20 protein-coding genes are annotated in these 25,038 nt (G+C 72.2%); 19 read left to right on the forward strand and 1 reads right to left on the reverse strand.

The window, feature by feature from the left end; genetic code table 11:
- Positions 1-166: 166 nt before the first annotated feature.
- Positions 167-742 carry a cysteine hydrolase family protein gene (locus ACFQSB_RS39150; RefSeq protein WP_380832351.1) on the reverse strand — a complete coding sequence of 192 codons (576 nt, stop codon included), beginning with the start codon at positions 740-742 and terminating at the stop codon, positions 167-169.
- A 193-nt stretch (positions 743-935) separates the two neighbouring features.
- On the opposite strand from ACFQSB_RS39150, the gene ACFQSB_RS39155 reads away from it, so the two are divergent.
- From ACFQSB_RS39155 to ACFQSB_RS39245, 19 genes are all read left to right on the forward strand, one after another.
- A complete protein-coding gene (locus tag ACFQSB_RS39155) occupies positions 936-2,258 on the forward strand; it encodes a bifunctional folylpolyglutamate synthase/dihydrofolate synthase (protein ID WP_380832353.1) in 1,323 nt (440 codons plus the stop codon).
- Positions 2,259-2,286: 28 nt separating this feature from the next.
- On the forward strand, positions 2,287-2,622 hold the full coding sequence (locus tag ACFQSB_RS39160; RefSeq protein WP_380832354.1) for a DUF4233 domain-containing protein: 336 nt from the start codon (positions 2,287-2,289) through the stop codon (positions 2,620-2,622).
- A 17-nt stretch (positions 2,623-2,639) separates the two neighbouring features.
- On the forward strand, positions 2,640-5,141 hold the full coding sequence (locus tag ACFQSB_RS39165) for a hypothetical protein (protein WP_380832356.1): 2,502 nt from the start codon (positions 2,640-2,642) through the stop codon (positions 5,139-5,141).
- Between the two features lie 320 nt (positions 5,142-5,461).
- Positions 5,462-5,872, forward strand: coding sequence for a nucleoside-diphosphate kinase (gene ndk / locus ACFQSB_RS39170; RefSeq protein ID WP_354853678.1), 411 nt, complete (start codon positions 5,462-5,464; stop codon positions 5,870-5,872).
- Between the two features lie 267 nt (positions 5,873-6,139).
- Positions 6,140-7,171, forward strand: a complete 1,032-nt coding sequence (locus tag ACFQSB_RS39175) for a rod shape-determining protein (RefSeq protein WP_354853681.1) — start codon at positions 6,140-6,142, stop codon at positions 7,169-7,171.
- A 34-nt stretch (positions 7,172-7,205) separates the two neighbouring features.
- On the forward strand, positions 7,206-8,585 hold the full coding sequence (gene mreC, locus ACFQSB_RS39180) for a rod shape-determining protein MreC (RefSeq protein ID WP_380832358.1): 1,380 nt from the start codon (positions 7,206-7,208) through the stop codon (positions 8,583-8,585).
- A gap of 510 nt (positions 8,586-9,095) precedes the next feature.
- A complete protein-coding gene (gene mreD / locus ACFQSB_RS39185; protein ID WP_380832369.1) occupies positions 9,096-9,623 on the forward strand; it encodes a rod shape-determining protein MreD in 528 nt (175 codons plus the stop codon).
- A complete protein-coding gene (gene mrdA, locus ACFQSB_RS39190; protein ID WP_354853686.1) occupies positions 9,620-11,668 on the forward strand; it encodes a penicillin-binding protein 2 in 2,049 nt (682 codons plus the stop codon). The genes mreD and mrdA overlap by 4 nt, the downstream gene beginning before the upstream one ends.
- Positions 11,665-12,828, forward strand: a complete 1,164-nt coding sequence (rodA, locus tag ACFQSB_RS39195; RefSeq protein ID WP_354853689.1) for a rod shape-determining protein RodA — start codon at positions 11,665-11,667, stop codon at positions 12,826-12,828. Before mrdA ends, rodA begins: the two co-directional genes overlap by 4 nt.
- A 94-nt stretch (positions 12,829-12,922) precedes the next feature.
- The gene (locus ACFQSB_RS39200; protein WP_380832360.1) at positions 12,923-14,848 is read left to right on the forward strand and encodes a TIGR03960 family B12-binding radical SAM protein; all 1,926 of its coding nucleotides are present in this window, start codon (positions 12,923-12,925) and stop codon (positions 14,846-14,848) included.
- 153 nt (positions 14,849-15,001) lie between these two features.
- Positions 15,002-15,775 carry a TIGR03936 family radical SAM-associated protein gene (locus tag ACFQSB_RS39205; RefSeq protein WP_380832362.1) on the forward strand — a complete coding sequence of 258 codons (774 nt, stop codon included), beginning with the start codon at positions 15,002-15,004 and terminating at the stop codon, positions 15,773-15,775.
- A 103-nt stretch (positions 15,776-15,878) separates the two neighbouring features.
- On the forward strand, positions 15,879-18,842 hold the full coding sequence (locus ACFQSB_RS39210) for an Rne/Rng family ribonuclease (protein ID WP_380832363.1): 2,964 nt from the start codon (positions 15,879-15,881) through the stop codon (positions 18,840-18,842).
- Positions 18,843-19,030: 188 nt separating this feature from the next.
- Positions 19,031-19,345 carry a 50S ribosomal protein L21 gene (rplU, locus tag ACFQSB_RS39215; RefSeq protein WP_354853706.1) on the forward strand — a complete coding sequence of 105 codons (315 nt, stop codon included), beginning with the start codon at positions 19,031-19,033 and terminating at the stop codon, positions 19,343-19,345.
- 12 nt (positions 19,346-19,357) lie between these two features.
- Entirely contained in the window at positions 19,358-19,615 is a 258-nt protein-coding gene (gene rpmA / locus ACFQSB_RS39220; RefSeq protein ID WP_184979518.1) for a 50S ribosomal protein L27, read from the forward strand.
- Between the two features lie 184 nt (positions 19,616-19,799).
- Positions 19,800-21,188, forward strand: a complete 1,389-nt coding sequence (gene obgE / locus ACFQSB_RS39225) for a GTPase ObgE (protein WP_354917368.1) — start codon at positions 19,800-19,802, stop codon at positions 21,186-21,188.
- Positions 21,189-21,286: 98 nt separating this feature from the next.
- A complete protein-coding gene (gene proB / locus ACFQSB_RS39230; protein WP_354918015.1) occupies positions 21,287-22,438 on the forward strand; it encodes a glutamate 5-kinase in 1,152 nt (383 codons plus the stop codon).
- Positions 22,431-23,714: a glutamate-5-semialdehyde dehydrogenase gene (locus ACFQSB_RS39235; RefSeq protein WP_380832365.1), complete on the forward strand. Its 1,284-nt coding sequence runs from the start codon at positions 22,431-22,433 to the stop codon at positions 23,712-23,714. Before proB ends, ACFQSB_RS39235 begins: the two co-directional genes overlap by 8 nt.
- 111 nt (positions 23,715-23,825) lie before the next feature.
- Positions 23,826-24,005 (forward strand): hypothetical protein, encoded by a 180-nt coding sequence (locus ACFQSB_RS39240; RefSeq protein WP_354849650.1) that lies wholly within the window; start codon positions 23,826-23,828, stop codon positions 24,003-24,005.
- A 205-nt stretch (positions 24,006-24,210) separates the two neighbouring features.
- Positions 24,211-25,038 (forward strand): serine/threonine-protein kinase (locus tag ACFQSB_RS39245; protein ID WP_380832367.1); only part of this gene is annotated, 828 nt, incomplete at its 3' end.

Here is a 25,038-nt window from a genome sequence, read left to right on the forward strand (position 1 = left end):
AGGCGCCAAGACCTACGGCTGGATCGAGGCCCTCAACGAACTGGCAGAGGCCTATCCAGGTCGCATCAGGTAAAACGACCAAGACCAGCAGCAAGATCAGCTTTACACACTACGAGTTACAAGCTCGGGGGCTACCTCACAGGCGGGGTTACCCGGCAGACTCCGCTCAGCTTGCGTCGGTTGCGTCGGGTGTCGTGAAGGTCACGTCGGCCGTGTCGACGGTGCCCGCTTGGCGGCCCGGGGCGCGGTGCCCCTGCCAGTAGAGGTTGGTGTGCGCGATCACCTTGTCCGGGGTCGGCGCGCCGTACTCGCTGAGGTCTTCGGTGGTGTGCGCGTCGCCGACGAGCGTCACGTCGTATCCGCGGACGAAGGCCCCGTGGAGGGTGGAGCGGATGCACTCGTCGGTCTGGGCGCCGGTCACGACGAGCCGGCCCACGCCGAGTTCGGCGAGCCGGGACGCGAGGTCGGTGTCCTCGAAGGAGTCGCCGTAGTGCTTGTGGACGAGAGGCTCGGACTCGGCGCGGACGAGCTCCGGCACGTACTGCCAGTTCTCGCTGCCCTGCTTGATGTTGTCGTCGGAGTGCTGCACCCACACCACGGGCACGCGCTCGGCGCGAGCCTTGCCGACCAGGGCGTTGATGTTGGCGATCACGCCGTCGCGGTTGTGGGCGCCGGCCACCACCCCGTTCTGGACGTCGATGACCAGCAGCGCGGTGTTCGGCCGATCGGGCAGGGTCGTCATGGGAGCCTCTTGTCTGATCTTGGGTCCTGTGTCTCCCCCACAGTAGGACGGCCCACCGACAGTCCGGCGGGCACGCATGACGGGTGCGCGAGCGTTCGTCCATGACGGCGCGAGGACGTGGGGGCCGGTAGGGCGAGGCCGGGCGGGGTGGTGGGTTGTCCGGAGGGCCGGAGGCGGTCAGTAGGCTTCTGGTGTGGAATATCAGGCGGTCGAAAAGGCGATCTTGCAGCGGGGTGTGGAGTGGGACATCGATCCCACCCTTGATCGGATCAACATCCTGATGGACATGCTGGGCCAGCCCCAGCGGGCCTATCCGGTCGTGCACATCACCGGCACCAACGGCAAGTCGAGCACGGCCCGCATGATCGACACCCTGCTGCGTGAGCGAAACCTCAGGGTCGGCCGGTTCACCAGCCCTCACCTGGTCTCCATGCGCGAGCGCATCACCATCGACGGCGAGCCGCTCAGCGAAGAACGATTCACCGAGGTCTACGAGGACGTCCTGCCCTACCTCCAGCTCGTCGACCAGCAGCAGGGACGGCTGTCGTTCTTCGAGACGCTCACGGCCATGGCGTACGCGGCCTTCGCGGACGCGCCGGTCGACGTGGCCGTCATCGAGGTGGGCATGGGCGGCACCTGGGACTCCACCAGCGTGGCGCAGGGCACCGTCGCCGTCATCACTCCCATCTCCCTTGATCATGTCGAGTATCTCGGGCCGGACATCGAGGCCATCGCCCGGGAGAAGGCCGGCATCATCAAGCCCGGCGCGACCGCCGTGCTGTCACAGCAGCCGCTGGCGGCGGCCGAGGTGCTGGTGCGCCGGGCCGCCGAGACCGGGGCGACGGTCGCCCGCGAGGGGCTGGAGTTCGGGGTCGTGCACCGCGAGGTGGCGATGGGCGGTCAGATGCTCCGTCTGCAGGGGCTCAAGGGCGTGTACGAGGAGGTCTTCCTGCCGCTATACGGCGAGCACCAGGCCGGGAACGCCGTCTGTGCCCTCGCGGCGGTCGAGGCGCTGACCGGCGGCGACGACCCGCTCGACGGCGACCTGGTGCGGAGGGCGTTCGCCGCGGTCACCTCGCCCGGGCGCCTGGAGGTCGTGCGGCGCGGGCCGACGGTGATCGTGGACGCGGCGCACAACCCGGGCGCCATGGAGTCGGTCGTCGAGGCCATGGAGGAGTCGTTCGGCTTCTCCCGCCTGATCGCCGTGGTCGCGGTGATGGCCGACAAGGACGTGGCGGGTGTGCTGGAGCTGCTCGAACCCATCACCGAGGAGATCGTCGTCACCCGCAACTCCTCGACGCGGTCCATGGATCCCGAGGAGCTGGCGGCGCTGGCGGAGGACATCTACGGCGGCGAGCGCGTCCACCAGGCGGCGAGGCTCGACGACGCCATCGACATCGCCATCGGCCTGGCGGAGGAGACCGGCGAGTTCGCCGGCGCGGGGGTGCTCATCACCGGTTCCGTGGTCACCGTGGGAGATGCCCGCCTGCTGCTGAAGGCCGGCGCCGAGCAGTGAGCCGCGGAGTCGTGGAAGGGACGAGGGCGTGAGCATCACCGTCACGCCGGGCATGCGACGGCTGTGCGCCAGTGTGCTCGGCATGGAGGCCATCGTGCTCGGGCTGATCACACCAGTCGCCATCATGGTCAACGGTGTGACCCCGGCCGTCGCCGTGACCGTCGGCCTAGGGCTGGCGGTGGCCTGCGTCGTGGTGACGGGCCTGCTCAAACGGCCTTTCGCCTACGTCGCCGGCAGCCTGCTGCAACTCCTCGCCATCGCCACGGGGTTCCTGGTGCCGATCATGTTCTTCCTCGGCGTGATCTTCGCGGCACTTTGGGTGACGGCAATCTTCGTCGCTCGTCGTGTCGAGGGAGTGACTTAGCGCTAAAGTCGGCCAGTATGGCCGTACCCCCCATCCAGGCCGCTGGCCTCGCGACAGTTGGCCGGGTCAATCGTCTGCCGCTGGCGCTCGACGTCCTCGTCGGGCTCCTGATCGCGGTCGCGCTTCCGCTGGCGATCGTCGCCGTGCCCAACACCATCTCCGTGGTCGCCTCGCTGCTCCCGCCCGGCCTCGCCGGAGTGTGGATCCTCAGGGCCCACGGTCTCGCCCTTCCCGTCATGCTCTGCGCGGTGCCGCTCGCCGGTTCGGCGCTGAGACGGGTCAACGCGGCGACCATGCTGCTGGTGGGCTTCGCCTGCCTCGCGGTGGCCGACGTGGCCGGCGGTTTCGCCGACTCCACCTTCGCCGTCGGGGCGCTGCGCGTCCTGCACGGCATCGGCGCGGGCGTCCTGCTCCCGGCGACGTTCGCGGCGAGCAGCGAGCGCCGGGGGGCGTCTCGCGACGTGCTGATGCCGCTGTGGGCCGGCATGCTGGCCGTCAGCCTGCTGGCCGCTCAGGCGCTCGCGCTCTGGCCGCTCGACGCGGTGACGTCGTGGCGGGTGACCCTCCAGCCGTATCCGCTGCTGACCGGGGTGGCGCTCGCCCTGGCGGCCGTCCATTCGGTGCTCTGGCGCGCGACGGGCTACACCGCCCCGTCCGCGCGGCCCTCTGCTCGTGGAAGGGCGGACGGGGGCGCTGAGCGGGCTCGCGCCAACGGCGGCGGCCTGCGTTCCCATCCGGGCGAGCGCCGCGGCGGGGTCCATCCAGAGGTGGCCCGCGGGGTGGACGCGGCGGACGGCACGGGTGCCGTCGGTGGCGACATCGCCGTGCCCGTCGCCGACCCGGCCGATCTCGGTCCGGAGGGCCGGGCGCGTTCGGGGCCGAGAGGTCGGGCGCGTCTCGGGCCGGAGAGCCCGGCGAGTCTTGGTCCGGAGGGCCGTGTCCGTCCGGAGAGCCGGGCGCGTCTCGGTTTGGAGGGCCGTGTCGGTCCCGAGGGCCGGGCGCGTTCGGGGGCGGGCGGCCGGGCGCATCTCGGGCCGGCAGCGGGGCTGTCGGCGGGCATCGCCGTGCTGGCCTTCGGCACGACCTTCGACTGGCCGTCCGGGCTCATCCTGGTCGCCGCGACCATCGCTGTGGTGATGCTGCTGGCGGTGGCCGGCCTCAGCCGGGTGGAAGGCCCCGGCGGCCGCCTGGTCGCCTTCGTCATGGTCGCCGTGGGCCTCGTCGTGCTGCCCACTGCCGCGCAGGTGACGTACGTGGAGTTGGGCGGGCTGGGCGGCCCGGGGCTTTCAGGGCTGTGGGCGGCCTTCGGGCTCGCCGCCGTGGTGACGCTCGTGGCCGCGTCGCTGGCCGGGCGGGCCGGGCTCGGGGCGGTGCCGAAGCTCGTCGGAGGCGGCCTGGTCGCCATGGTGGTCGGGCTGTGCGCCGTGCGGCTGTTCGTCCCGTCCGCCTCGGGCATGCCGCTGGTCGTGCCGTTCTCGCTGCTGTCGGCGGGCGCGGCCGTGGCCGTCACCTCGGCGATCCGGGCCGCCGGGCACCGCGCATCGCTTTTCGGCCTGTCGCTCTGCTTCCCGGCCGTCCTGTGCGGCTTCCTGCTCGGCACGGGCATCCAGGTCGGCCGGCTGCGCGCGGTCAGCACGTCGGGGAAGGTCACCTCGGAGGCCATGGTCGACGGGTTCGTCGGGGCGCTGCACATCTGGGCGCTGGTGGCGGGGTTCACCGTCGTGATCGTTCTGGTCCTGGGCGCGGCACTCGCCCGCCGGGCGTATGAGGGCGAGTCGTCCGGACGCTCCGGCCGAGCGCTCGAGGCGCGTTCCCCGGGCTCCGGCGGGGCGCTTGAGACGCGTTCCCCAGGCTCCGGTGAGGCGCTTGAGACGCGGGCCCCGGAGTCCGGCCGAGCGGGTGAGACGCGTTCCCCGGAGTCCGGCCGGGGGGATGGGACGCGTCCCCCTGATTCCGGGGGGACCGTCGGTGTGCCGCCGTCGCCGCGCAGATCCGCCTCGCAGGCGTCAGACGTCAAAGTGGCGCCACGCCGGCAGTCCCGCACGGCGCCCTTCCCGGCGGCCGACCTCCCCTCGACGGATGTTCCCTCAGCGGGCCCGGGTGCCCCCTCACGAGGCTCGGATGCCGCCTCGCGGGGACGCCCGGATGCCGATTCGCGGGGCCCGGATGTCTCCTCGGCGGGCGCCTCGGCGCCAACGCCGGGGCGAGCGCCTTCGGCAACGGGTTCCACCGTTCCGCGGCCAGGGTGGTCGCCTTCGGCGGCGGGTTCTTCCGCTCCGCCCGTGACTCCACCGGGCCACCCGGCGACCGGGGCCGGCCGGGGCGCGTCCGCCGCCGCGGCGCGTCCGCCGCACGCCGAGGCGGATGCCGGGTCTGAGGGGCCGACAGATGGTGACACCGCGGTGCTTCCGGCCGTTCCGCCGCCGGGCTCGGGTGGTGACACCGCAGAACTATCGGCCGTCCCACCGCCGGCCTCCTGTCCGGAGGAGACCCCAGGGCCGGACGGCCTCGCCCGCTGAGGTCGGCTCCTCTCCCCATCCGCCCGCTGCCGCTTCCCACCTCCTCATCATCGCGCTGACCTCATACTCCCGCGCGTGACCTCACCCCCTCGGGCCGACGTCACCCTCGGGCCGACGTCACCCTCGCGTTGAGGTCGGCTCACCTAGCACTGTTGCGCTGAGGTCGACTCGCATCTCCGCCCTCGTGGCGTTCCGGCCTCCGGGAGGAGGCGGTGGGAAGGACGGCGAGGGGGGCGTCGGCCGGTAAGCTGCGCACACGCTTCCCCTTATTCGCCGGCGGCCATGCGCGCCGGCCGGTGAACACAACAAAGGAGATATCTGTGTCCGAGCGCACGCTTGTCCTGATCAAGCCCGACGGCGTCCGCCGTGGCCTCATCGGTGACGTGATCGCCCGCGTGGAGCGCAAGGGCCTCAAGGTCGTGGCCATGGACCTCCGCACGCTCGACGTCGAGACGGCCAAGGCCCACTACGCCGAGCACTCCGAGAAGCCGTTCTTCGGGGAGCTCGTCGACTTCATCACCTCCGGCCCGCTGGTGGCGCTGGTCCTGGAGGGCCCGCGCGCCGTCGAGGCGTTCCGCGCCCTGGCCGGTGCCACCGACCCGGTGAAGTCGGCCCCGGGCACCATTCGCGGCGACCACGCCCTGGAGATCGGCGAGAACATCGTCCACGGGTCCGACTCGCCCGAGTCGGCCGCCCGCGAGGTCAAGATCTTCTTCCCGGACCGCTTCTGAGGTCCGGCCCCGCGTCTTCGAGAACGGCCGCTCTCCAGCGGCCCGGTCTCGACGCGGGGTGATCCCCAAGGGCCCCGGCGCGGCGCGCCGGGGCCTTTCGCGTCTCGTGGGAGTGTCAGCGCAGGTCGCGGCGATGACGCCCGGTAAAGGACGCCAATTTTTCTCGGCTCGCACGGCTCGTTGCCCTCACAGGTGGGTACGTTACGTTACGATTCGAATGCGAATCGTAATCTCTCGCGAACGACCTGAAGGAAGGTTTCCTTCCCCATGGGCAGCAAGCTGGCATTCCTCGGCCGTGACATGGCCGTCGACCTGGGCACCGCCAACACGTTGGTCTACGTGCGCGGGCGCGGCATCGTGCTCAACGAGCCGTCGGTGGTCGCGATCAACACGACCACCGGCAAGATCGTGGCTGTGGGCATCGAGGCCAAGAGAATGATTGGCCGGACGCCCGGCAACATCGTGGCGATACGCCCGCTGAAGGACGGCGTCATCGCCGACTTCGACGTCACCGAGCGTATGCTGCGCTATTTCATCCAACGGGTGCACAAACGCAGCCATTTCGCCAAGCCGCGCATTATCGTGGCCGTGCCCAGCGGCATCACCGGCGTCGAGCAGCGCGCGGTGAAAGAGGCCGGCTACCAGGCGGGGGCGCGGCGCGTCTACATCATCGAAGAGCCGATGGCGGCCGCCATCGGGGCCCGGCTGCCCGTTCACGAGCCCACCGGGAACATGGTGGTCGACATCGGCGGCGGCACGACCGAAGTGGCGATCATCTCGATGGGCGGCATCGTGACCAGCCAGTCCATCCGCGTCGGGGGTGACGAGCTCGACCAGGCGATCATGTCGTTCGCCAAGAAGGAGTACTCCCTGATGCTCGGGGAGCGCACCGCCGAGGAGATCAAGATCGCCATCGGCTCGGCGTGCCCGACCGGCGACGACTGCCACGCCGAGATCCGGGGGCGTGACCTGGTCACCGGGCTGCCCAAGACGATCGTGGTGTCGGCCGACGAGATCCGCAAGGCCACCGAGGAACCCCTCAAGATCATCGTTGACGCGGTCAAGTCGACCCTGGACAAGTGCCCTCCGGAGCTCTCGGGCGACCTGATGGACCGCGGTGTCGCGCTCACCGGCGGCGGCGCCCTGCTCAAGGGCATGGACGACCGCCTGCGGGACGAGACGGGCATGCCCATCCACCTCGTGGAGAACGCCCTGGACTCCGTCGCGCTCGGCTCGGGCAAGTGCGTCGAGGAGTTCGAGGTCCTGCAGCAGGTGCTGGTGCCGGAGCCGAGACACTGACCGACACCGAGACATTGATGGAGCCGAGACTCTGATGAGGGATACCCGCCGCGCGCGGTTGATCCTCGGCCTGCTGCTGGCGGCGGCGCTCGTCCTGATCACCATCGACCACCGGCAGCGCGAGGACTCCCTGTTCGAGCCCGTCCGCTCGGTGGCGGCGTCGCTGTTCGGCGTCGCCGAGGAGGCCGGCACGGGCGTCGTGCGGCCCGTCGGCGAGTTCATCGACACCTTCTCCTCCGCTCCGGAGTACAAGCGGCGCCTGGCGGCGTTGCGCGCCGAGAACGCCCGGCTGAGGCGCGAGGCGACCGCCAACAGCCTCGACCGCCGCCGGTCGGCCGAGCTGTCCGGCATGCTCGGCCTGTCCGGACTCGGCGGCTACCGCGTGGTCGCCGCCCAGGTCATCGCCAGGCGGGGCGTGCCGGGGTTCGAGGACGCCGTCGAGATCGACGCGGGCCGGGGTGACGGCGTGCGCACCGAGATGACCGTGCTGAACGGCGACGGCCTGGTCGGCCGGGTCGTGCACACCGGTCCGTCGACCTCCACGGTGGTGCTGCTCACCGACCCGGCCTCGGCGGCGGGGGCGCGGCTGGAGGGCGGCAACCAGATCGGCGTCGTGACCGGGCTCGGACCGGCGGCCGAGGGACGGCTGGTCCGATTCCGGGTGCTGGACTCCACGGCGACGCTGACCGTCGGCCGGCGCATCGTCAGCTTCGGTTCCCAGAACGGCACGCCGTACGCGCCGGGGCTGCCGGTCGGCACCATCGAGCGCGTGGAGCCCACGCCCGGGGAGCTCACGCGCGTGGCCTACGCCCGGCCGTTCGTCGACTTCGGGGCCCTGGACGTGGTCGGGGTCGTGGTGCGGGCGCCGCAGCGCGACCCCCGGGACGCGATGCTGCCGCCGGCGCCCCGCAAGGCCGTGCGGGCGCCCGCGACTCCGGCTCCCGCGCAGGCGGCGCCGCCTTCCACAGGTCCGACGCCCGCGCCGGGGCCGTCGTCTTCGCCGTCGGCCCGCGCCCGTCGCGAGGAGGCCGAGCAGAACGCCGGACGCGACAGCGGCGAACAGGGCGCGAGACGCGACAGTGGGGAACAGGGCGCGAGACGCGACAGTGGGGAACAGGGCGCGAGACGTGACAGGGGGGAACAGGGCGCGGGGAGTGAGCAGGGCGGCCAGGAGGCCGAACGCGAGAAGCTTCGCGGCCTGCCGGAGAGTCCGGCCCACGCACCGCCCCGGTCCGCCCAACGGATAGAGCGGTCAGACCGGTCCGGCCGGTCCGCTCACGCGTCCGGCCGCCGCGGCCCCCGGTCCCGCACACCAGGCCGGGCCGCGACGCCGGGCCGGTCCGTCGTGTCCGGGCGGGCGAAGACGTCCGGACGGCCGGACGCGGCGAAACGGACGGCGAAGGGGAATGACTGAGCGGCCCCTGCGTGTGAGGCGGGCGGGAGTAAAGGCCGAGGGGGCGCGTGTGAGCGGCTCCTGCGTGTGGGGTGGGGGTGAGTGGGTGACCAGGGAGGCCTGTGCGAGCGTTCCCTGCGCATGAGGCCCGGCGGGAGGGGGGTGTGTGAGCGGCCCTTGCGTGTGTGAGGCGGCGCGGAGCGGTGGCGAGGGGTGTGTGAGCGTCTCCTGCGCGTGCGGTGGGTGGGAGCGGGTGGCGAGGGGTGTGTGAGCGGTCCCTACCTGTGAGGCGGGGCGGGAGCGGGTGGCGAAGGGGCGTGTGTGAGCGGGGCCGGGGTCTGGGAGCGGGGCGGGCGTGAGTGGGTTCGGGGTGTGGAGCAGGGCGTGTGTGAGCGGGTCCCGGGTGTGCGGCGGGGCGGGTGTGGGCGGGTTCGGGGTGTGGGCGGGTTCGGGGTGTGGAGCGGGGCGTGGAGGGGCGGCCCTTGCGGGTGAGGCGAGCTGGAGCGGCGGGCGAGAGGACATGAAGGCGTGATGCGAGGGATGGCGATGGTGCTGCTCGCCGGCCTCATCATGATCGTGCAGGTGACCGTCGTGAACCGCCTGCCGCTGCCCGGCGGCACCGGCCCCGACCTGATCCTCATGGGGGTGGTCGTGCTCGCCCTGGCCCGCGGCGCGGTGGCGGGCGCGGGCGTCGGGTTCGCCGCCGGCCTGATCGCCGATGTGCTGCCGCCGGCCGCTCACGTCATCGGCCAGTACGCGCTGGTGTTCTGCCTGGCCGGGTACCTGGTGGGCCGGGCGGCCGAACGGGCGCCCGGCTTCGGGGCGGTCATGGTGATCATCGTGGTGATGCTCGTCCCGTTGCTGGCGGCCGGCATCGGCGGCCTGCTCGGCGATCCCCGCGTCGACTGGACGGCGCTGCTCGGCCTGTGGCCGTCGCTGGTGATGTACAACCTGGCGGTGGCCGTGCTGCTGTTCTGGGTGGTCGCCCGCGCCAACGGTGAGCGGGGCAGGCGCGAAGCCGTTCCCACGGGCGCCTACCCAGTGCGGAGGCGCGCGTGAACCGCGTCCGCGCCCGCCTGGTGGTGCTGCAACTGCTGGTGCTGACGCTGCTGGCGGTGCTGACCGTGCGGCTGTGGCAGGTGCAGGTCGTGCGCGGCCCGAAGTTCGTGGTGGCGGCCACCGAGACGCGTACCCGCGACGTCATCGTCCCGGCGGTGCGGGGCCCGATTCTGGACGCCTCCGGCCGGCCTCTGGTGCGCAACCGCACCGCGCTGGTCGTCTCGGTGGACCGCGCCGAGGTGGAGCGCATGCCCGACGGCGGCGCGGCGGTGCTCAAGCGGCTCGGCGCGGTGCTTGGCCGGCCCGTGAAGGAGCTGCGCGAGCGCATCCGCCCGTGCGGGCCGCACGTGCGGCGCCCGTGCTGGCCGGGCTCGCTGTACTCGCCCATCCCGATCGACGACAAGGTCAGCCCGCGGCAGGCGCTGCAGATCCTGGAGCGGCAGGAGGACTTCCCCGGCGTGATGGCCGAGGTGCAGGCCGTGCGCGAGTACCCCCTCGGCACGGGGGCGTCCCAGACGCTCGGCTACCTCCAGCCGGTCACCGAGGACGAGCTGAAGAAGCGCTCGAAGCTCAAGGCGAACTTCTCCGGCGTCGACCTGGTCGGCCGCGACGGCCTGGAGTTCGTGTACGACGAGGCGCTGCGCGGGTCGCCGGGCCTGCGCCGGATGCAGGTCGACCGCATGGGCAAGGTGCTCGGGGTCGAGCGCCAGACCTCCCCGGTGCCCGGCGACATCCTGATCACCAACATGGACGCCAACGTGCAGAAGGTCGTGGACGAGGCGCTGGCGCACGCCATGAAGAACGCTCCCAAAGCCGACGGCGCCGCGGCCGTCGTCCTGGACGTCAAGACCGGCGGGGTGATCGCGATCGGCAGCGTGCCGACCTACGATCCGGCCGTCTGGGCGGGTGGCATCTCCGAGAAGGACTACCAGCACCTGCTGTCGGAGAAGGCCGGGCTGCCGCTGATCTCCCGCGCCACCCACGGGCAGTACGCGCCGGGCTCGACGTTCAAGGTGTCCTCGGTGTCGGCGATGATCAGGGACGGCTATCCGCTGAAGGGCAAGTACGACTGCCCGGGCGTCTACGACGTCGCCGGCACGGCGTTCCACAACTTCCACGGCATCGGCCTGGGCACGCTGGACCTCCACATGGCGCTGGTGAAGTCCTGCGACACCATCTTCTACAAGGCGGCCTACGAGATGTGGAAGCGGGACGGCGGCCTGACCCCGGTGAAGCATCCCAAGGAGCCGATGACCACCACGGCCAAGGCGTTCGGGTTCGGCAGGAAGACCGGCATCGACCTGCCCGGCGAGGTCCCGGGGCGCATCCCCGGCCGCGCGTGGAAGAAGGCGATGTGGGACGCCACCCACCACCTGAGCTGCCTGCGGGCCAAGAACGGCTATCCCGAGGTGGAGAAGAAGGACCCCGGCCGCGCCGCCTACCTCAAGAGGCTGGCCAACGAGAACTGCCTGGAAGGGATGCAGTGGAAGGCCGCCGAGGCCGCCAACCTGTCCATCGGCCAGGGCGACGTGCTGGTCACGCCGCTGCAGCTCGCCAAGGCCTACGCCGCGCTGGTCGGCGACGGGCGGCTGCGCAGCCCGCGCATCGGCAAGGCGATCGTCCGGCCGGACGGCACCCACGTGCAGGAGATCAAGGCGCCGGTGACCGGCCGGCTGCCGGTCGACAAGGAGACCCGCGACTACATCCGCGCCGCCCTGAGCGAGGTGACCTCGGACGGCACGGCCGCCGGGGCCTTCAGCGGGTTCCCGATGAACGTGGTGAAGATCGGCGGCAAGACCGGCACGGCGGAGGTGTACGGCAAGGAGGACACCTCCTGGTTCGCCTCCTTCGCCCCGGCGAACGACCCGCGGTTCGTGGTCGTCGTCACGGTCTCGCAGGGTGGCCAGGGCGCGATGGCCGCGGCCCCGGCGGCGCGCGAGATCTGGGAGGGCATCTACGGCATCAAGGGGCAGGCCGCCCTGCCCGGAGGCAAACCCGTCGACCGGCTGCCCAAGATCACCCGGGACGGGACGGTGGTGCAGTGAGCCAGGCCCTGGTCCCGCGGAGCCGGTCGCTGGTGCGGCGGGCCATGGGGGCGCACTCGGCGGTGTGGCGGGTGGACGGCGTCCTGCTGGTGGCGGTCCTGGCGCTGTCGGTGATCGGCACGCTGCTGGTGTGGTCGTCCACGCGCACGTGGGCGGCCGGCGCGCCGACCGGCATGGTCAAGAAGCACGTCCTGAACCTGGCCATCGGCTGGGTGCTGTGCGGCATCACGGCGCTGGCCGACCAGCGGACGCTGCGCATCTACGCGCCGGCGGTCTACGGGGTGTCGCTGCTCGGGCTGCTGGCGGTGATCACGCCGCTCGGGTCGACGATCAACGGCTCCCATTCGTGGATCCTGCTGGGCGGCGGGTTCGCGGTGCAGCCGTCTGAGCTGGCCAAGCCCGCGCTGATCCTCATGCTGAGCGCGCTGCTCGCCGAGCCCGTGCCCGGCACCGACCGGCCCCGCCCGCTGGACCTCCTGCTGTGCGCCGCCGCGGCGGCGATCGCGATGGGGCTGGTCATGCTGCAGCCCGACTTCGGCACCACGATGGTGCTGGCCGTCATCACGGCGGCGGCCATGATCTTCGCCGGGCTGCGCAAGCGCTACATCGCCGGCCTGGCCGTGCTGGCGCTGGCGGGCGCGGCAGCGGTGTGGCTCTTCGGCCTGCTCAAGCCGTACCAGATCGCGCGGTTCACCGCGTTCATCAATCCGGCCAACGATCCGCGCGGAGCCGGGTACAACAGCACGCAGTCGCTGATCGCGATCGGCTCGGGGGAGCTGTTCGGCAAGGGGCTGTTCCACGGCGGCCAGACGACCGGCCGGTTCGTTCCCGAGCAGCACACCGACTTCATCTTCACCGTGGTGGGGGAGGAGTTCGGGTTCCTCGGCGCGGTCACCGTGGTCGCGCTGCTCGGCGTGGTGCTGCTGCGGGGCCTGCGCATCGCCCGCCGCTCGGAGGACCGCTTCAGCGCGATGGCGGTGGGGGGCGTGGTGTGCTGGTTCGCCTTCCAGACCTTCGTCAACGTCGGCATGACCATCGGCATCATGCCGATCACCGGGGTGCCGCTGCCGTTCGTGTCGTACGGGGGCACGGCCACGTTCGCCAACATGATCGCCCTCGGCGTGCTGCAGGCGGTGCACATCCGCGAACGCCCCTTCTGAGGCGCCCGATGACGCCCCGGAGGAGGGCATGGCGCACGCCTTCGGGCGGGTGTGCTGGCGCGAGAGGAGGCGGGCAGCAACTAACCTTAATCGCATGTCTGTCGAGTCGCTGTTTCCCCGCCTGGAAGCGCTCCTGCCCAGCGTGCAGAAGCCGATCCAGTATGTCGGTGGTGAACTTAATTCGACCGTCAAGGAGTGGGACGAGGCATCTGTCCGCTGGGCGCTGATGTATCCGGACGCCTACGAGGTCGGCCTGCCCAACCAGGGGGTCCAGATCCTTTACGAGATCCTCAACGAGCTGCCCGGCACGCTGGCCGAGCGCACCTACACGGTGTGGCCCGACCTCGAGGCGCTCATGCGCGAGCACGGCGTGCCGCAGTTCACGGTCGACGCCCACCGCCCGGTGCGGGCGTTCGACGTGCTCGGCGTGTCGTTCTCCACCGAGCTCGGCTACACCAACATGCTCACCGCGCTCGATCTGGCCGGCATTCCGTTCAACGCGGTCGACCGCGGCGACGACGACCCGATCGTGCTGGCCGGCGGGCACGCCGCGTTCAACCCCGAGCCGATCGCCGACTTCCTGGACGCCGCGGTGCTCGGCGACGGCGAGCAGATCGCCATCGCCATCTCCGAGGTGATCCGCGAGTGGAAGGGCGAGGGCCGGCCGGGCGGCCGCGACGAGCTGCTCATGCGGCTGGCCTCGACCGGCGGGGTGTACGTCCCGAAGTTCTACGACGTCGAGTACCACCCCGACGGGCGCATCAAGCGGGTCGCGCCGAACAGGTCCGGGGTGCCGTGGCGGGTGCAGAAGCACACCGTGATGGATCTCGACGAGTGGCCGTATCCGAAGAAGCCGCTGGTCCCGCTGGCCGAGACCGTGCACGAGCGGTTCAGCGTCGAGATCTTCCGCGGCTGCACGCGCGGCTGCCGGTTCTGCCAGGCCGGCATGATCACCCGTCCGGTGCGCGAGCGGTCGATCACCACGATCGGCGACATGGTCGAGGCCGGCGTCAAGGAGTCCGGCTTCAACGAGGTCGGCCTGCTCTCGCTGTCCAGTGCCGACCACTCCGAGATCGCCGAGGTCGCCAAGGGCCTGGCCGACCGCTACGAGGGCACCAACACCAGCCTGTCGCTGCCCTCCACGCGCGTCGACGCCTTCAACATCGACCTGGCCAACGAGTTCTCGCGGGGTGGCCGCCGCTCGGGCCTGACGTTCGCGCCCGAGGGCGGGTCCGAGCGCATGCGCAAGGTCATCAACAAGATGGTCACCGAGGAAGACCTGATCCGCACCGTCACCACGGCCTACAGCCAGGGGTGGCGGCAGGTGAAGCTCTACTTCATGTGCGGCCTGCCCACCGAGACCGACCAGGACGTGCTCGGCATCGCCGACCTGGCCAAGAAGGTCATCAAGGCGGGGCGTGAGGCCACCGGTTCGCGTGACATCCGCTGCACGGTGTCCATCGGCGGGTTCGTGCCCAAGCCGCACACCCCGTTCCAGTGGGCCGCCCAGTGCGACCACGAGACCGTCGACAGTCGGCTCAAGCAGCTCAGGGACGCCCTGCGCTCCGACAAGGAGTACGGCAAGGCCATCGGCTACCGCTACCACGACGGCCAGCCCTCCATCGTCGAGGGTCTGCTGTCGCGGGGCGACCGCCGGGTCGGCGCGGTGATCAGGGCCGTGTGGGAGGACGGCGGCCGGTTCGACGGCTGGAGCGAGCACTTCTCCTACGCGCGCTGGATGTCCTGCGCCGAGCGGGTGCTGGCCGGCGGGCCGGTGGACGTCGACTGGTACACCACCCGCGAGCGCGAGGAGGTCGAGGTGCTCCCCTGGGATCACCTGGACGCCGGCCTCGACCGCGAGTGGCTGTGGCAGGACTGGCAGGACGCCGTCGACGACGAGACCGAGGTCGAGGACTGCCGCTGGACCCCCTGTTACGACTGCGGTGTCTGTCCCACCATGGGGACCGAGATCCAGATCGGCCCGACCGGCAGGAAGCTGCTTCCGCTCTCGGTGGTGTGAGCTTCGTCCGCGGCCCCGCCGGGGGCGGCCGGCCGCGCCCGATGGAAGCGAACACCGCCCGTGGTCGTTGACTAGGAGAGAAAGCCGGTCATCATCTGAGAAAGGATCACTTAACTGAGAAATCCCGTTCCTGATGGGCCTCCGCCCGCGCCCGTGGTGCAGCGCCTTCGCGTGCGCTACGCCAAGCGCGGCCGGCTGCGGTTCACCAGCCATCGAGACATCTCGCGCGCCATCGAACGAGCGGTGCGCCGGTCCGGCATCCCGGTCGGCTTCAGCGCGGGATTCACCCCCCATCCGAAGATCTCCTATGCGGGAGCCGCCCCCACGGGGGTGGCGAGCGAGGCCGAATACCTCGAGATCGGCGTCGTGACGCCCTGTGAGCCCGAGCGGCTGCGCGGCGACCTCGACGCGTCGCTGCCGCCGGGGCTGGACGTGCTCGACGTCGTCGAGGCGCGCGTCGGCAGCCTGGCCGACCGGCTCGAGTGCTCGGTGTGGGAGGTCCGCCTCTCCGGGGCCGACCCGCGGGCCGCGCTGGCCGCGGCCGATCTCTTCCTGGCCGCCGAGCGTGTCGAGGTCGAGCGCATGACCAAGAAGGGCCTGCGCCGCTTCGACGCCAGAGCGGCCGTCGTCACATTGACGGCCCATGATGGAACGGAACAAACGGCGGGCCGGGAGCCCAGCCCGCCATGTGCGATACTTCGTATGGTTGTACGGCACGTGACACCTGCCGTTCGACCCGACGACGTGCTCACGGGTCTGCGACTTGTGGCCGACTTCGCGCCGCCGTCACCCCCCGCGGTGACCCGGCTGGCGCAGGGGCCGCTCGACGCGCGCACCGGTGGGACCGCCGACCCGCTCGACCTGGACCGCGACGTGCGCGGCGGCGAGCCGGGACCGGCTGTGCGGCACGTCGCTGACCACAAATAGGACTTGGTGCCGGGCCCCGCGAGGCGGCCTGGCGCACAGCGAGAGACGAGAGCTCCCGCGCGGCGCGGAGACGCGCCCGGGAGCCTGACGGGAGAACGCCCGCATGCTCGACAACGAGCCCATTGTCGGGGCCTACGGCCCTGACGGGGATACAACAGCACAGCAAGAGGCGAAGCCGGTCCGCCGGCGCCGGGCGGCGAGCCGCCCGGCCGGTCCGCCGCCCGAGGAGCCCGAGCGCGCTTCGGGTCTGGTGACGGCTCCGCAGCAGGCCCCCGCCGACACGGCGGCCCAGCCCGTCGGGGGGGTCCCCGCGCCGCGCGCGGAGGCCGACCCCGAGATGGCGCCCGCGGCGCGGTCCGCCGAGGAGATCGTGCCGAGGAGCGACGAGCAGGTCGTGCCCGCGGCGCGGGCCGAGGAAGGGGCCGAGCCGGCGCAGGCGCCGGCCAAGCGCGCCACCAGGTCGCGCCGCGTCACCGCCAAGGACCCCGACGCGCCGGCGGCCCCGCGGCGCACGCGCACGACCAGGAAGCCCGCCGCGCCGGCCGAGATCGACGAGACCGCCGTGAGCGCGCAGGAGGCACCGGCCCCCGTGACCGAGGCCGCCGCCGCGGCGCAGGAGCCCGCCGCGCCCGCCGCGCCGCAGGAGCGCACCCCGGCCGCGCCGGCGCGCCGCAGGCGCACCAGGAAGACCGCCGAGGCCGCCGAGGCTCCGGCGGAGCGTGCCGTCGCCGCCGAGCCGCCGGCCGCCGCGGCCGAGACGCCGCCCGCGGTGTCCGAGCAGGTCACGCCCGCGATCATCGAGGCGCTTCCCGCCGAGGAGCCGCTGGACGACGAGCCCGCCGGTGAGGACGTCGCCGAGGAGGCCCGTCCGCAGGGCGCGGTGTTCGCCGACCCGTTCGGCCTGAGCGCCGTCTCCGAGGCGCGCATCGCTCCGGCCGTCACCTTCCAGGCCCCCGCCGCGGTGTTCCAGCCGATCTTCCAGGCGCCCGAGCCGCGCGCGGCCGTGCCGCACGTGCCCGAGCCCCGGCCCCACGCGAAGCCCGAACCCGAGCCCGAGCCGGCCGAGGTCGAGGACGCCGCCGAGGCCGCGGAGCTCGCCGAGGCCGACTCCGACGAGGACGACGAGCAGGAGGACGACGCTGCCGGTCGCCGCCGTCGCCGCCGCCGGGGAGGCCGCGGCCGCAAGGTGCGCGAGCACGACGAGGCCGACGACCTCGAGGACGCGGGCGACGAGGGGCAGGACGCCTCCGCCGAGCAGGCGCAGCCGGCCGCCGAGGCCGCCGGCGACCAGGACGACGACGAATCCGGCACCTCCCGCCGTCGCCGTCGCCGCCGCCGCAGGGGCGGGGACGAGGGCGAGGCCACCGTCGACGACCCGCCGAACACCGTGGTGCGCATCCGCGCGCCCCGGGCCGGCCGTCCGGTGTCGGTGGACGAGGTGCAGGGCTTCCGCGGCTCCACCCGCCTCGAGGCCAAGAAGCAGCGCCGCCGGGAGGGCCGCGAGCAGGGCCGGCGCCGCCCGCCTGTGATCACCGAGTCGGAGTTCCTGGCCCGCCGCGAGAGCGTCGAGCGGGTCATGGTCGTGCGCCGCCAGGGCGGCCGCACCCAGATCGCGGTGCTGGAGGACGGCGTCCTGGTCGAGCACTACGTCGACCGCGAGGCCAGCCAGTCCTACGTCGGCAACGTCTACCTGGGCAAGGTGCAGAACGTCCTGCCGTCGATGGAGGCCGCCTTCATCGACGTCGGCAAGGGCCGCAACGCCGTCCTGTACGCCGGCGAGGTCAACTTCGACACCGCGGGCCTGGAGGGCCAGCCCAAGCGCATCGAGGCGGCGCTGAAGTCCGGCCAGTCGGTGCTGGTCCAGGTCACCAAGGACCCCATGGGCCACAAGGGCGCCCGTCTGACCAGCCAGATCAGCCTTCCGGGCCGCTACCTGGTCTACGTGCCCGACGGCTCGATGACCGGCATCAGCCGCAAGCTCCCCGACAAGGAGCGCAGCAGGCTCAAGGCCATCCTGAAGAAGGTCATGCCCGAGAACGCCGGCGTGATCGTGCGCACCGCCGCCGAGGGCGCCTCGGAGGACGAGCTCAGCCGCGACGTCGCCCGCCTTTCGGCGCAGTGGGAGAACATCCAGCGCAAGGCCAAGTCGGCCAGCCCGCCGGAGCTGCTGTCCTCCGAGCCCGACCTGACGGTGCGCGTGGTGCGCGATGTGTTCAACGAGGACTTCTCCTCGCTGGTCGTGGCCGGCGACGAGGTGTGGGGCACGGTGGACGAGTACGTCCGCTACGTCGCGCCGCACCTGGCCGACCGCCTCAGCAAGTGGGAGGACGGCGACGTCTTCGCGGCCTACCGCATCGACGAGCAGATCGCCAAGGCGATGGAGCGCAAGGTGTGGCTGCCGAGCGGCGGCTCGCTGGTCATCGACCGCACCGAGGCCATGACCGTGGTCGACGTCAACACCGGCAAGTTCACCGGTCAGGGCGGCAACCTGGAGGAGACGGTCACCAGGAACAACCTGGAGGCCGCCGAGGAGATCGTCCGCCAGCTGAGGCTGCGCGACATCGGCGGCATCATCGTCGTCGACTTCATCGACATGGTGCTCGAGAGCAACCGCGACCTGGTGCTGCGGCGCATGCTCGAGTGCCTGGCCCGCGACCGCACCAAGCACCAGGTGGCCGAGGTCACCTCGCTCGGCCTGGTGCAGATGACCCGCAAGCGGGTCGGCCAGGGCCTGCTGGAGGCCTTCTCGACGCCCTGCGACTGCTGCCACGGCCGCGGGCTGATCGTCTCCACCGAGCCGGTGGAGTCCAAGGCCGTCGAGCCCAGGGCCACCCAGGGCAAGATGGCGGTGGAGAAGGCCGTCGCCGAGAAGCTCGAGAGGGCCTCCTCCGACAAGCTGGTCAAGGAGGGCGGCATCGCGGTCGCCGCGAGCGGTGAGGGCGGTCGTGATAGTGTGACCGATGCCCTTGACGGCTCCGCGGGCGAGGACGGGCAAGCGGCACAGCCTTCCGCCCGGGGGCGGCGACGCTCCCGAAAGGCGACCAGACCGGCAGGGCCGGCCGAATAGGCCGGCAACCCGGCGTACCGTCCGGTTCGACCAGGGCACCAGCAATCCGGTATCCTTGTCAATCGGTGCGTCCGGTGGCGCGCCTAGCTTCGCGCGCCTACCCGGTTCGCCGGTCGTGTGTATTCGACGGGAGCTGGATGCAGAGGCGCAGCGTTCAGCGAGCAATTAGCCAGAAGAAGGGTTCCGCGGTGTACGCGATCGTTCGTTGCGGCGGCAGGCAGCAGAAGGTCTCCGTCGGTGACGTCCTCGAGGTAGACAAGGTCGCCGGTGAGGTCGGCTCCACGGTGTCGCTGGCGCCGGTGCTCGTCGTCAACGACGGCGATGTCACCACCGACGCTGCCACGCTTGGCAAGTTCGAGGTGACCGCCGAGATTCTCGGCGAGACCAAGGGCCCCAAGATCCACATCCTCAAGTACAAGAACAAGACCGGTTACAAGAAGCGCCAGGGTCACCGTCAGCGGTACACCCAGGTGAAGGTCACCGGCATCAACCCCGGGAAGTAGTGGTAGCGAACCATGGCACACAAGAAGGGCGCATCGTCCACCCGGAACGGCCGTGACTCCAACGCCCAGCGGCTCGGGGTCAAGCGTTTCGGCGGGCAGCTCGTCAACGCCGGCGAGATCATCGTCCGCCAGCGCGGCACCCACTTCCACCCGGGCGACAACGTCGGCCGTGGCGGCGACGACACGCTGTTCGCGCTGGTCGCGGGCCACGTGCAGTTCGGCAACAAGCGCGGCCGTCGCGCCGTGAGCATCGTCCCGGCCGCGGAGTAGATCCGCCGGCAGCGAGACACGGGCCGCCGGGCCGCGCGTGAGCGCGGCGGCGGCCGAGACAGAACGTTGATGAGGCGGATCGACTTCTCGATCCGCCTCATCGTCGTGAGGGGGGCTGTATCGGCGCCCGGCGCGGCGGTGAACGGCGCGGGCCGAACGGCCGCGCCGGTGAGAAGGAGTGACGGTGGCGGAGTTCGTGGACCAGGTGGTCCTCTACATCAAGGCCGGTGACGGGGGAAACGGCTGCGCCTCGATCCACCGCGAGAAGTTCAAGCCGCTCGGCGGCCCCGACGGCGGCAACGGCGGCCGCGGGGGCGATGTGATCCTCGAGGTCGATCCCAACACCTCCACCCTGCTCGACTACCACCACCGGCCGCACCGCAAGGCCGCCAACGGCAAGCAGGGCATGGGCGCCAACCGCGACGGCGCCACCGGCGAGGACGTGGTGCTCAAGGTGCCCAACGGCACCGTCGTCAAGGACGCCAAGACCGGCGAGGCGCTGATCGACCTGGTCGGCGCCGGCACGCGGTACGTCGTGGCCCAGGGCGGGCACGGAGGGCTCGGCAACGCCGCGCTGGCCTCGGCCAGGCGCAAGGCCCCCGGGTTCGCGCTGCTCGGCGAGGACGGCGACGAGCGCGAGGTCGTCCTTGAGCTGAAGACGGTCGCCGACGTGGCGCTCGTCGGGTTCCCCAACGCCGGCAAGTCCTCGCTCATCGCGGCCCTCAGCGCCGCCCGTCCCAAGATCGCCGACTATCCGTTCACGACGCTGGTGCCCAACCTCGGCGTCGTCACGGCGGGCGAGACGGTGTTCACCGTCGCCGACGTCCCCGGGCTGATCCCCGGCGCCTCCGAGGGGCGCGGCCTCGGGCACGAGTTCCTGCGCCACGTGGAGCGCTGCTCGACGATCGTCCACGTGCTCGACTGCGCCACCCTGGAGCCCGGCCGCGACCCGCTGACCGACTTCTCGGTGATCGAGGCCGAGCTGGCGGCCTACGGCGAGCTGGACGACCGGCCGCGGCTGGCCGTTCTGAACAAGGTCGACGTGCCCGAGGCGCGCGAGCTGGCCGACATGGTGCGGCCGATGCTCGAGGGCAAGGACCTCAAGGTCTTCGAGATCTCCGCGGCCTCGCACGAGGGCCTGCGCGAGCTGTCGTTCGCGATGGCCGAGATGGTGGCGGCCGCCCGGGCCGCCAAGCCGGTCGAGGAGCCGACGCGCCTGGTCATCCGGCCCAAGCAGTACGGCGACGCCGGGTTCGCCGTCAAGCGCGTCGACGCCAACACCTTCCAGGTCACCGGCGAGAAGCCCGAGCGGTGGATCCGCCAGACCGACTTCAGCAACGACGAGGCGGTCGGCTACCTGTCCGACCGGCTCGAGCGGCTCGGCATCGAGAAGGCCCTGAGCGAGGCCGGCGCCAAGGAGGGGGCGGAGGTCGTCATCGGCCCGATGGAGGGCGGCTACCTGTTCGACTGGCGGCCCACCCTCGACGCCGACGCCGCCCAGGGGCCGCGCGGGTCCGACGACCGCGTCGGGATCGCCGAGGCGGCCAGAAACGAGCGCCGCTCGCAGGACTAGCGGCGCCGCCGCGGCGCCCTAGGGGCACGACCGGCGGCGGGCCCGGCCGGCACCAGTGGAGCGGGCCGTGCCCGCACGAGCGAAGGGGAGCGACCGTGATGGACAGCACCGGCCGGGAGCGGGTGGCGCACGCCTCCCGCCTGGTCGTGAAGGTGGGATCGTCCTCGCTGACGACCCCGCAGGGCACCATCGACGTCGACCGGGTGGACGCGCTGGTCGACGTGCTCGCCGCGCGCGGCGCGGGCGGCGCCCACATCGTGCTGGTGTCCTCCGGCGCCATCGCGGCCGGCCTCGGCCCGCTCGGCCTGTCCGCCCGCCCGCGCGACCTGGCCACCCAGCAGGCCGCCGCCTCGGTCGGGCAGGGCGTGCTGGTCGCCCGCTACACCTCCTCCTTCGCCCGGTACGGCCGCCGCGTCGGGCAGGTGCTGCTCACCGCCGACGACATGATGCGCCGCTCCCACCACCGCAACGCCCAGCGCACGCTGCTGCGGCTGCTGGAGCTCGGCATCGTCCCGGTGGTCAACGAGAACGACACCGTCGCCACCGACGAGATCCGCTTCGGCGACAACGACCGTCTCGCCGCCCTGGTGGCCCACCTCATCCACGCCGACGCGCTGGTGCTGCTGTCCGACGTGGACGCCCTGTACGACGGGGACCCTCGCCAGCCGGGTTCGCGCCGCATCCCGCACGTCCGGGGGGCGGCGGACCTGGAAGGGGTCGAGCTCGGCAGGTCGGGCCGGGTCGGCACCGGCGGCATGATCACCAAGGTCGAGGCCGCGCGCATCGCCACCGGTGCGGGGGTGCCGGTCGTGCTCACCGCCGCCGCCCACGCCGCCCAGGCCCTGGCCGGGGCGGACGTCGGCACCTTCTTCCAGCCCGACGGCCGCTACCCCGGCACCCGTCTGCTCTGGCTGGCGCACGCCACGACCGGGCGCGGCCGCCTGCACCTGGACCCCGGCGCGGTGGAGGCCGTGGTGGGCCGGCGCAAGTCGCTACTGCCCGCCGGGGTGACCCGCGTCGAGGGCGACTTCAGCGCCGGCGACCCGGTCGATCTCTACAGCCCGCACGGCACGCCGGTGGCGCGCGGGCTGGTGAACTTCGACGCCGCGGAGATCCCCGAGCTGCTCGGGCGTTCCACCCGCGAGCTGGCCGCGACTCTCGGCCCCGAGTACGAGCGAGAGCTGATCCACCGCGACGACATCGTCATACTGGACCCCACCACCGAGAGCAGGAGCGCGAGGCATGTCTGAGGCCGATGACTTCCTGAAGGTCGCCCACGCCGCCCGAGAGGCCGCCGCCGAGCTCGCGCCGCTTCCGCGTGCCGCGAAGGACGCCGCTCTGCATGCCGTCGCCGACGCCCTGGTGGACAGGGTCGGCGAGATCGTCGAGGCCAACGCCCTGGACGTCGCCGCCGCGCGCGAGGGCGGCACGACCGAGACCATGATCGACCGCCTGCGGCTGAACGCCGCGCGGGTCGCGGACATCGCTGGCGCGGTGCGCGAGGTGGCCGACCTGCCCGACCCGGTCGGCGAGGTGGTCCGGGGGAACACGCTGCCGAACGGCCTGGAGCTGCGGCAGCTCCGCGTCCCGCTCGGCGTCGTCGGCATCATCTACGAGGGCCGGCCCAACGTGACCGTCGACGCGGCGGCGCTGTGCCTCAAGAGCGGCAACGCCGTGCTGCTGCGCGGCTCGTCCAGCGCCTACCACTCCAACACCGCCCTGGTGCGCGTCATGCAGGACGCTTTGAAGGGCACCGAGGTCCCGGCGGGGGCGGTGCAGCTCGTGCCGGGCACCACCCGCGAGTCGGTCAAGCACCTGATGCGGGCCCGCGGGCTGGTCGACGTCCTGATCCCGCGCGGCGGAGCCTCGCTGATCAACTCGGTGGTGGAGGAGTCCACGGTGCCGGTGATCGAGACCGGCGTCGGCAACTGCCACGTGTACGTGGACGCCGACGCCGACCTCGACCTGGCCATGGAGATCCTGGTCAACGCCAAGGTGCAGCGCCCCTCGGTGTGCAACGCCGCCGAGACGCTGCTGGTGCACGCGGCCGTGGCCGACGCCTTCGTCCCGGCGGCCCTGGCGCGGCTGGCCCAGGAGGGCGTCACCGTGCACGGGGACGAGCGGGTCGCCGCCTACGGCGAGGCCGTCGTGCCCGCCAACGAGGACGACTTCGGGCAGGAGTACCTCTCGCTCGACATCGCCGCGGCGGTGGTGGACACGCTCGAGGACGCCGTCGCGCACATCCGGCGGTACGGCTCGGCGCACACCGACGCGATCGTCACCCGCTCGCAGAAGGCCGCGCGGCGGTTCGTGGCGCTGGTCGACTCGGCGGCGGTGGCGGTGAACGCCTCCACGCGGTTCACCGACGGCGGCGAGTTCGGTTTCGGCGCCGAGATCGGCATCTCGACGCAGAAGCTGCACGCCCGGGGGCCGATGGGGCTGCCCGAGCTGACCTCCACCAAGTGGGTCTACACCGGCGACGGCCACCTGCGCACCTCCGCGGGCACCGTGATCGCCGGTTCCTGACCTAGCGCGGACGGCACGGGGCGTCTCAGTGGGCGCCCGGTGTTGTGGTGACTTCACGTGTTCGGCGTGTCGCCATGGGTGAGCGCGCCTGGGTGGCGGTTGACTGTGGCCATGGGTCTCGTCTTCGCGCTCGGGTACGCCGCCCTGGTCATGGCGGCGGCCGACCAGATCATGCTGTGGCTGGAGCGCCGCGGTCACGTCAACTGGCGGCGCACCGGCAGGAAGGCGCTGTCCACGGTGCCGCGCGTCCGCCTGGACACCCTGCTGGAGGACTCCTCGCCCTCCCGGTGATCTCCGGTTCATGGCGGTCCACGGCTTCATGGTGGTCTGTGGCGCGCGGCGAATTCGAGCAAACTTCAACTACCGCTTCCGGCGCGTCGCCGACGCGCGAGGGCCGTTGGGCGCTATGGTGGCGTTCCCTATGGGTGGACGGCGAGTGGGCGGGCCCGGGAGAGTCGGCCCGTACACCATGGTGGAGCGCCTCGGACGTGGTGGCATGGGCGAGGTCTACCTCGCCATCGGCCGACGCGGGGCGAAGGTCGCCGTCAAGATCCTGCGTGACCCCATCGGAGACGATCCCGACTCCCGATTAAGGCTCGACCGCGAGGTGCGCGCGCTGCGCCGGGTCGAGAGCCCCTACGTCGCCCGCGTGCTGGACGCCGATCTGTCCGGCGACCGGCCCTACCTGGTCATGGAGCACATCGAGGGGGAGACCCTCCTCGACGCGGTGCGGCGGGGCGGCCCCCTGTCGGGTCCGCAGCTCGTCGACCTCGCCCGAGGGCTGGCCACGGCGATCGCGATCATCCACGCCGCGGGGGTCGTCCACCGCGACGTCAAGCCGGCCAACGTGGTGCTCGGCCCCGACGGGCCCGTGCTGATCGACTTCGGCATCGCGCAGGTGTCGGACGCCACCCGGGTCACCATGACCGGCACCTTCCTCGGCACGCCCGGATACTCGGCCCCCGAGGTGTTCGCCGAGGAATCCGTCGGCGAGCCCGCCGACGTCCACTCCTGGGCGGCGACGGTCGCGTTCGCGGCCACCGGGCGCCCGACGTTCGGCCGCGGCACCGTCGAGGCGCAGATGTACGCCGTCCTGAACGGGCGGGCCGACCTGGCGGGCGTGCCCGGCTCCCTGCTGCCGCTGGTGCGCGCCGCGCTGAACCGCGAGCCGGCCAAGCGGCCGACCGCCGCGTTGCTGTCGGACCGGCTGGCTCGCCTGGCCCGCGCGACGGCACCCGCGGCGGGCGGTGCGCACGACGACCCGGCGGCGGGCCGCGTCCGGTCCGACGGCGCGGCGAACGCCCGGGCCAAGGCCGCCGACGCG

This window comes from Sphaerisporangium rhizosphaerae, assembly GCF_042665155.1.
GTDB classification, from domain to species: domain Bacteria; phylum Actinomycetota; class Actinomycetes; order Streptosporangiales; family Streptosporangiaceae; genus Sphaerisporangium; species Sphaerisporangium rhizosphaerae.

What these genes read in the sequence shown, in the direction of transcription:
- ACFQSB_RS39240 (WP_354849650.1), top strand. Translation starts at nt 23,826, where the DNA reads ATGGGTCTCGTCTTCGCGCTCGGGTACGCCGCCCTGGTCATGGCGGCG.
- mreD (WP_380832369.1), top strand. Translation starts at nt 9,096, where the DNA reads ATGCGAGGGATGGCGATGGTGCTGCTCGCCGGCCTCATCATGATCGTG.
- ACFQSB_RS39150 (WP_380832351.1), bottom strand. Translation starts at nt 742, where the DNA reads ATGACGACCCTGCCCGATCGGCCGAACACCGCGCTGCTGGTCATCGAC.
- mreC (WP_380832358.1), top strand. Translation starts at nt 7,206, where the DNA reads ATGAGGGATACCCGCCGCGCGCGGTTGATCCTCGGCCTGCTGCTGGCG.
- ACFQSB_RS39235 (WP_380832365.1), top strand. Translation starts at nt 22,431, where the DNA reads ATGTCTGAGGCCGATGACTTCCTGAAGGTCGCCCACGCCGCCCGAGAG.
- rpmA (WP_184979518.1), top strand. Translation starts at nt 19,358, where the DNA reads ATGGCACACAAGAAGGGCGCATCGTCCACCCGGAACGGCCGTGACTCC.
- ACFQSB_RS39165 (WP_380832356.1), top strand. Translation starts at nt 2,640, where the DNA reads ATGGCCGTACCCCCCATCCAGGCCGCTGGCCTCGCGACAGTTGGCCGG.
- ACFQSB_RS39175 (WP_354853681.1), top strand. Translation starts at nt 6,140, where the DNA reads ATGGGCAGCAAGCTGGCATTCCTCGGCCGTGACATGGCCGTCGACCTG.
- ACFQSB_RS39200 (WP_380832360.1), top strand. Translation starts at nt 12,923, where the DNA reads ATGTCTGTCGAGTCGCTGTTTCCCCGCCTGGAAGCGCTCCTGCCCAGC.
- ACFQSB_RS39210 (WP_380832363.1), top strand. Translation starts at nt 15,879, where the DNA reads ATGCTCGACAACGAGCCCATTGTCGGGGCCTACGGCCCTGACGGGGAT.
- proB (WP_354918015.1), top strand. Translation starts at nt 21,287, where the DNA reads ATGGACAGCACCGGCCGGGAGCGGGTGGCGCACGCCTCCCGCCTGGTC.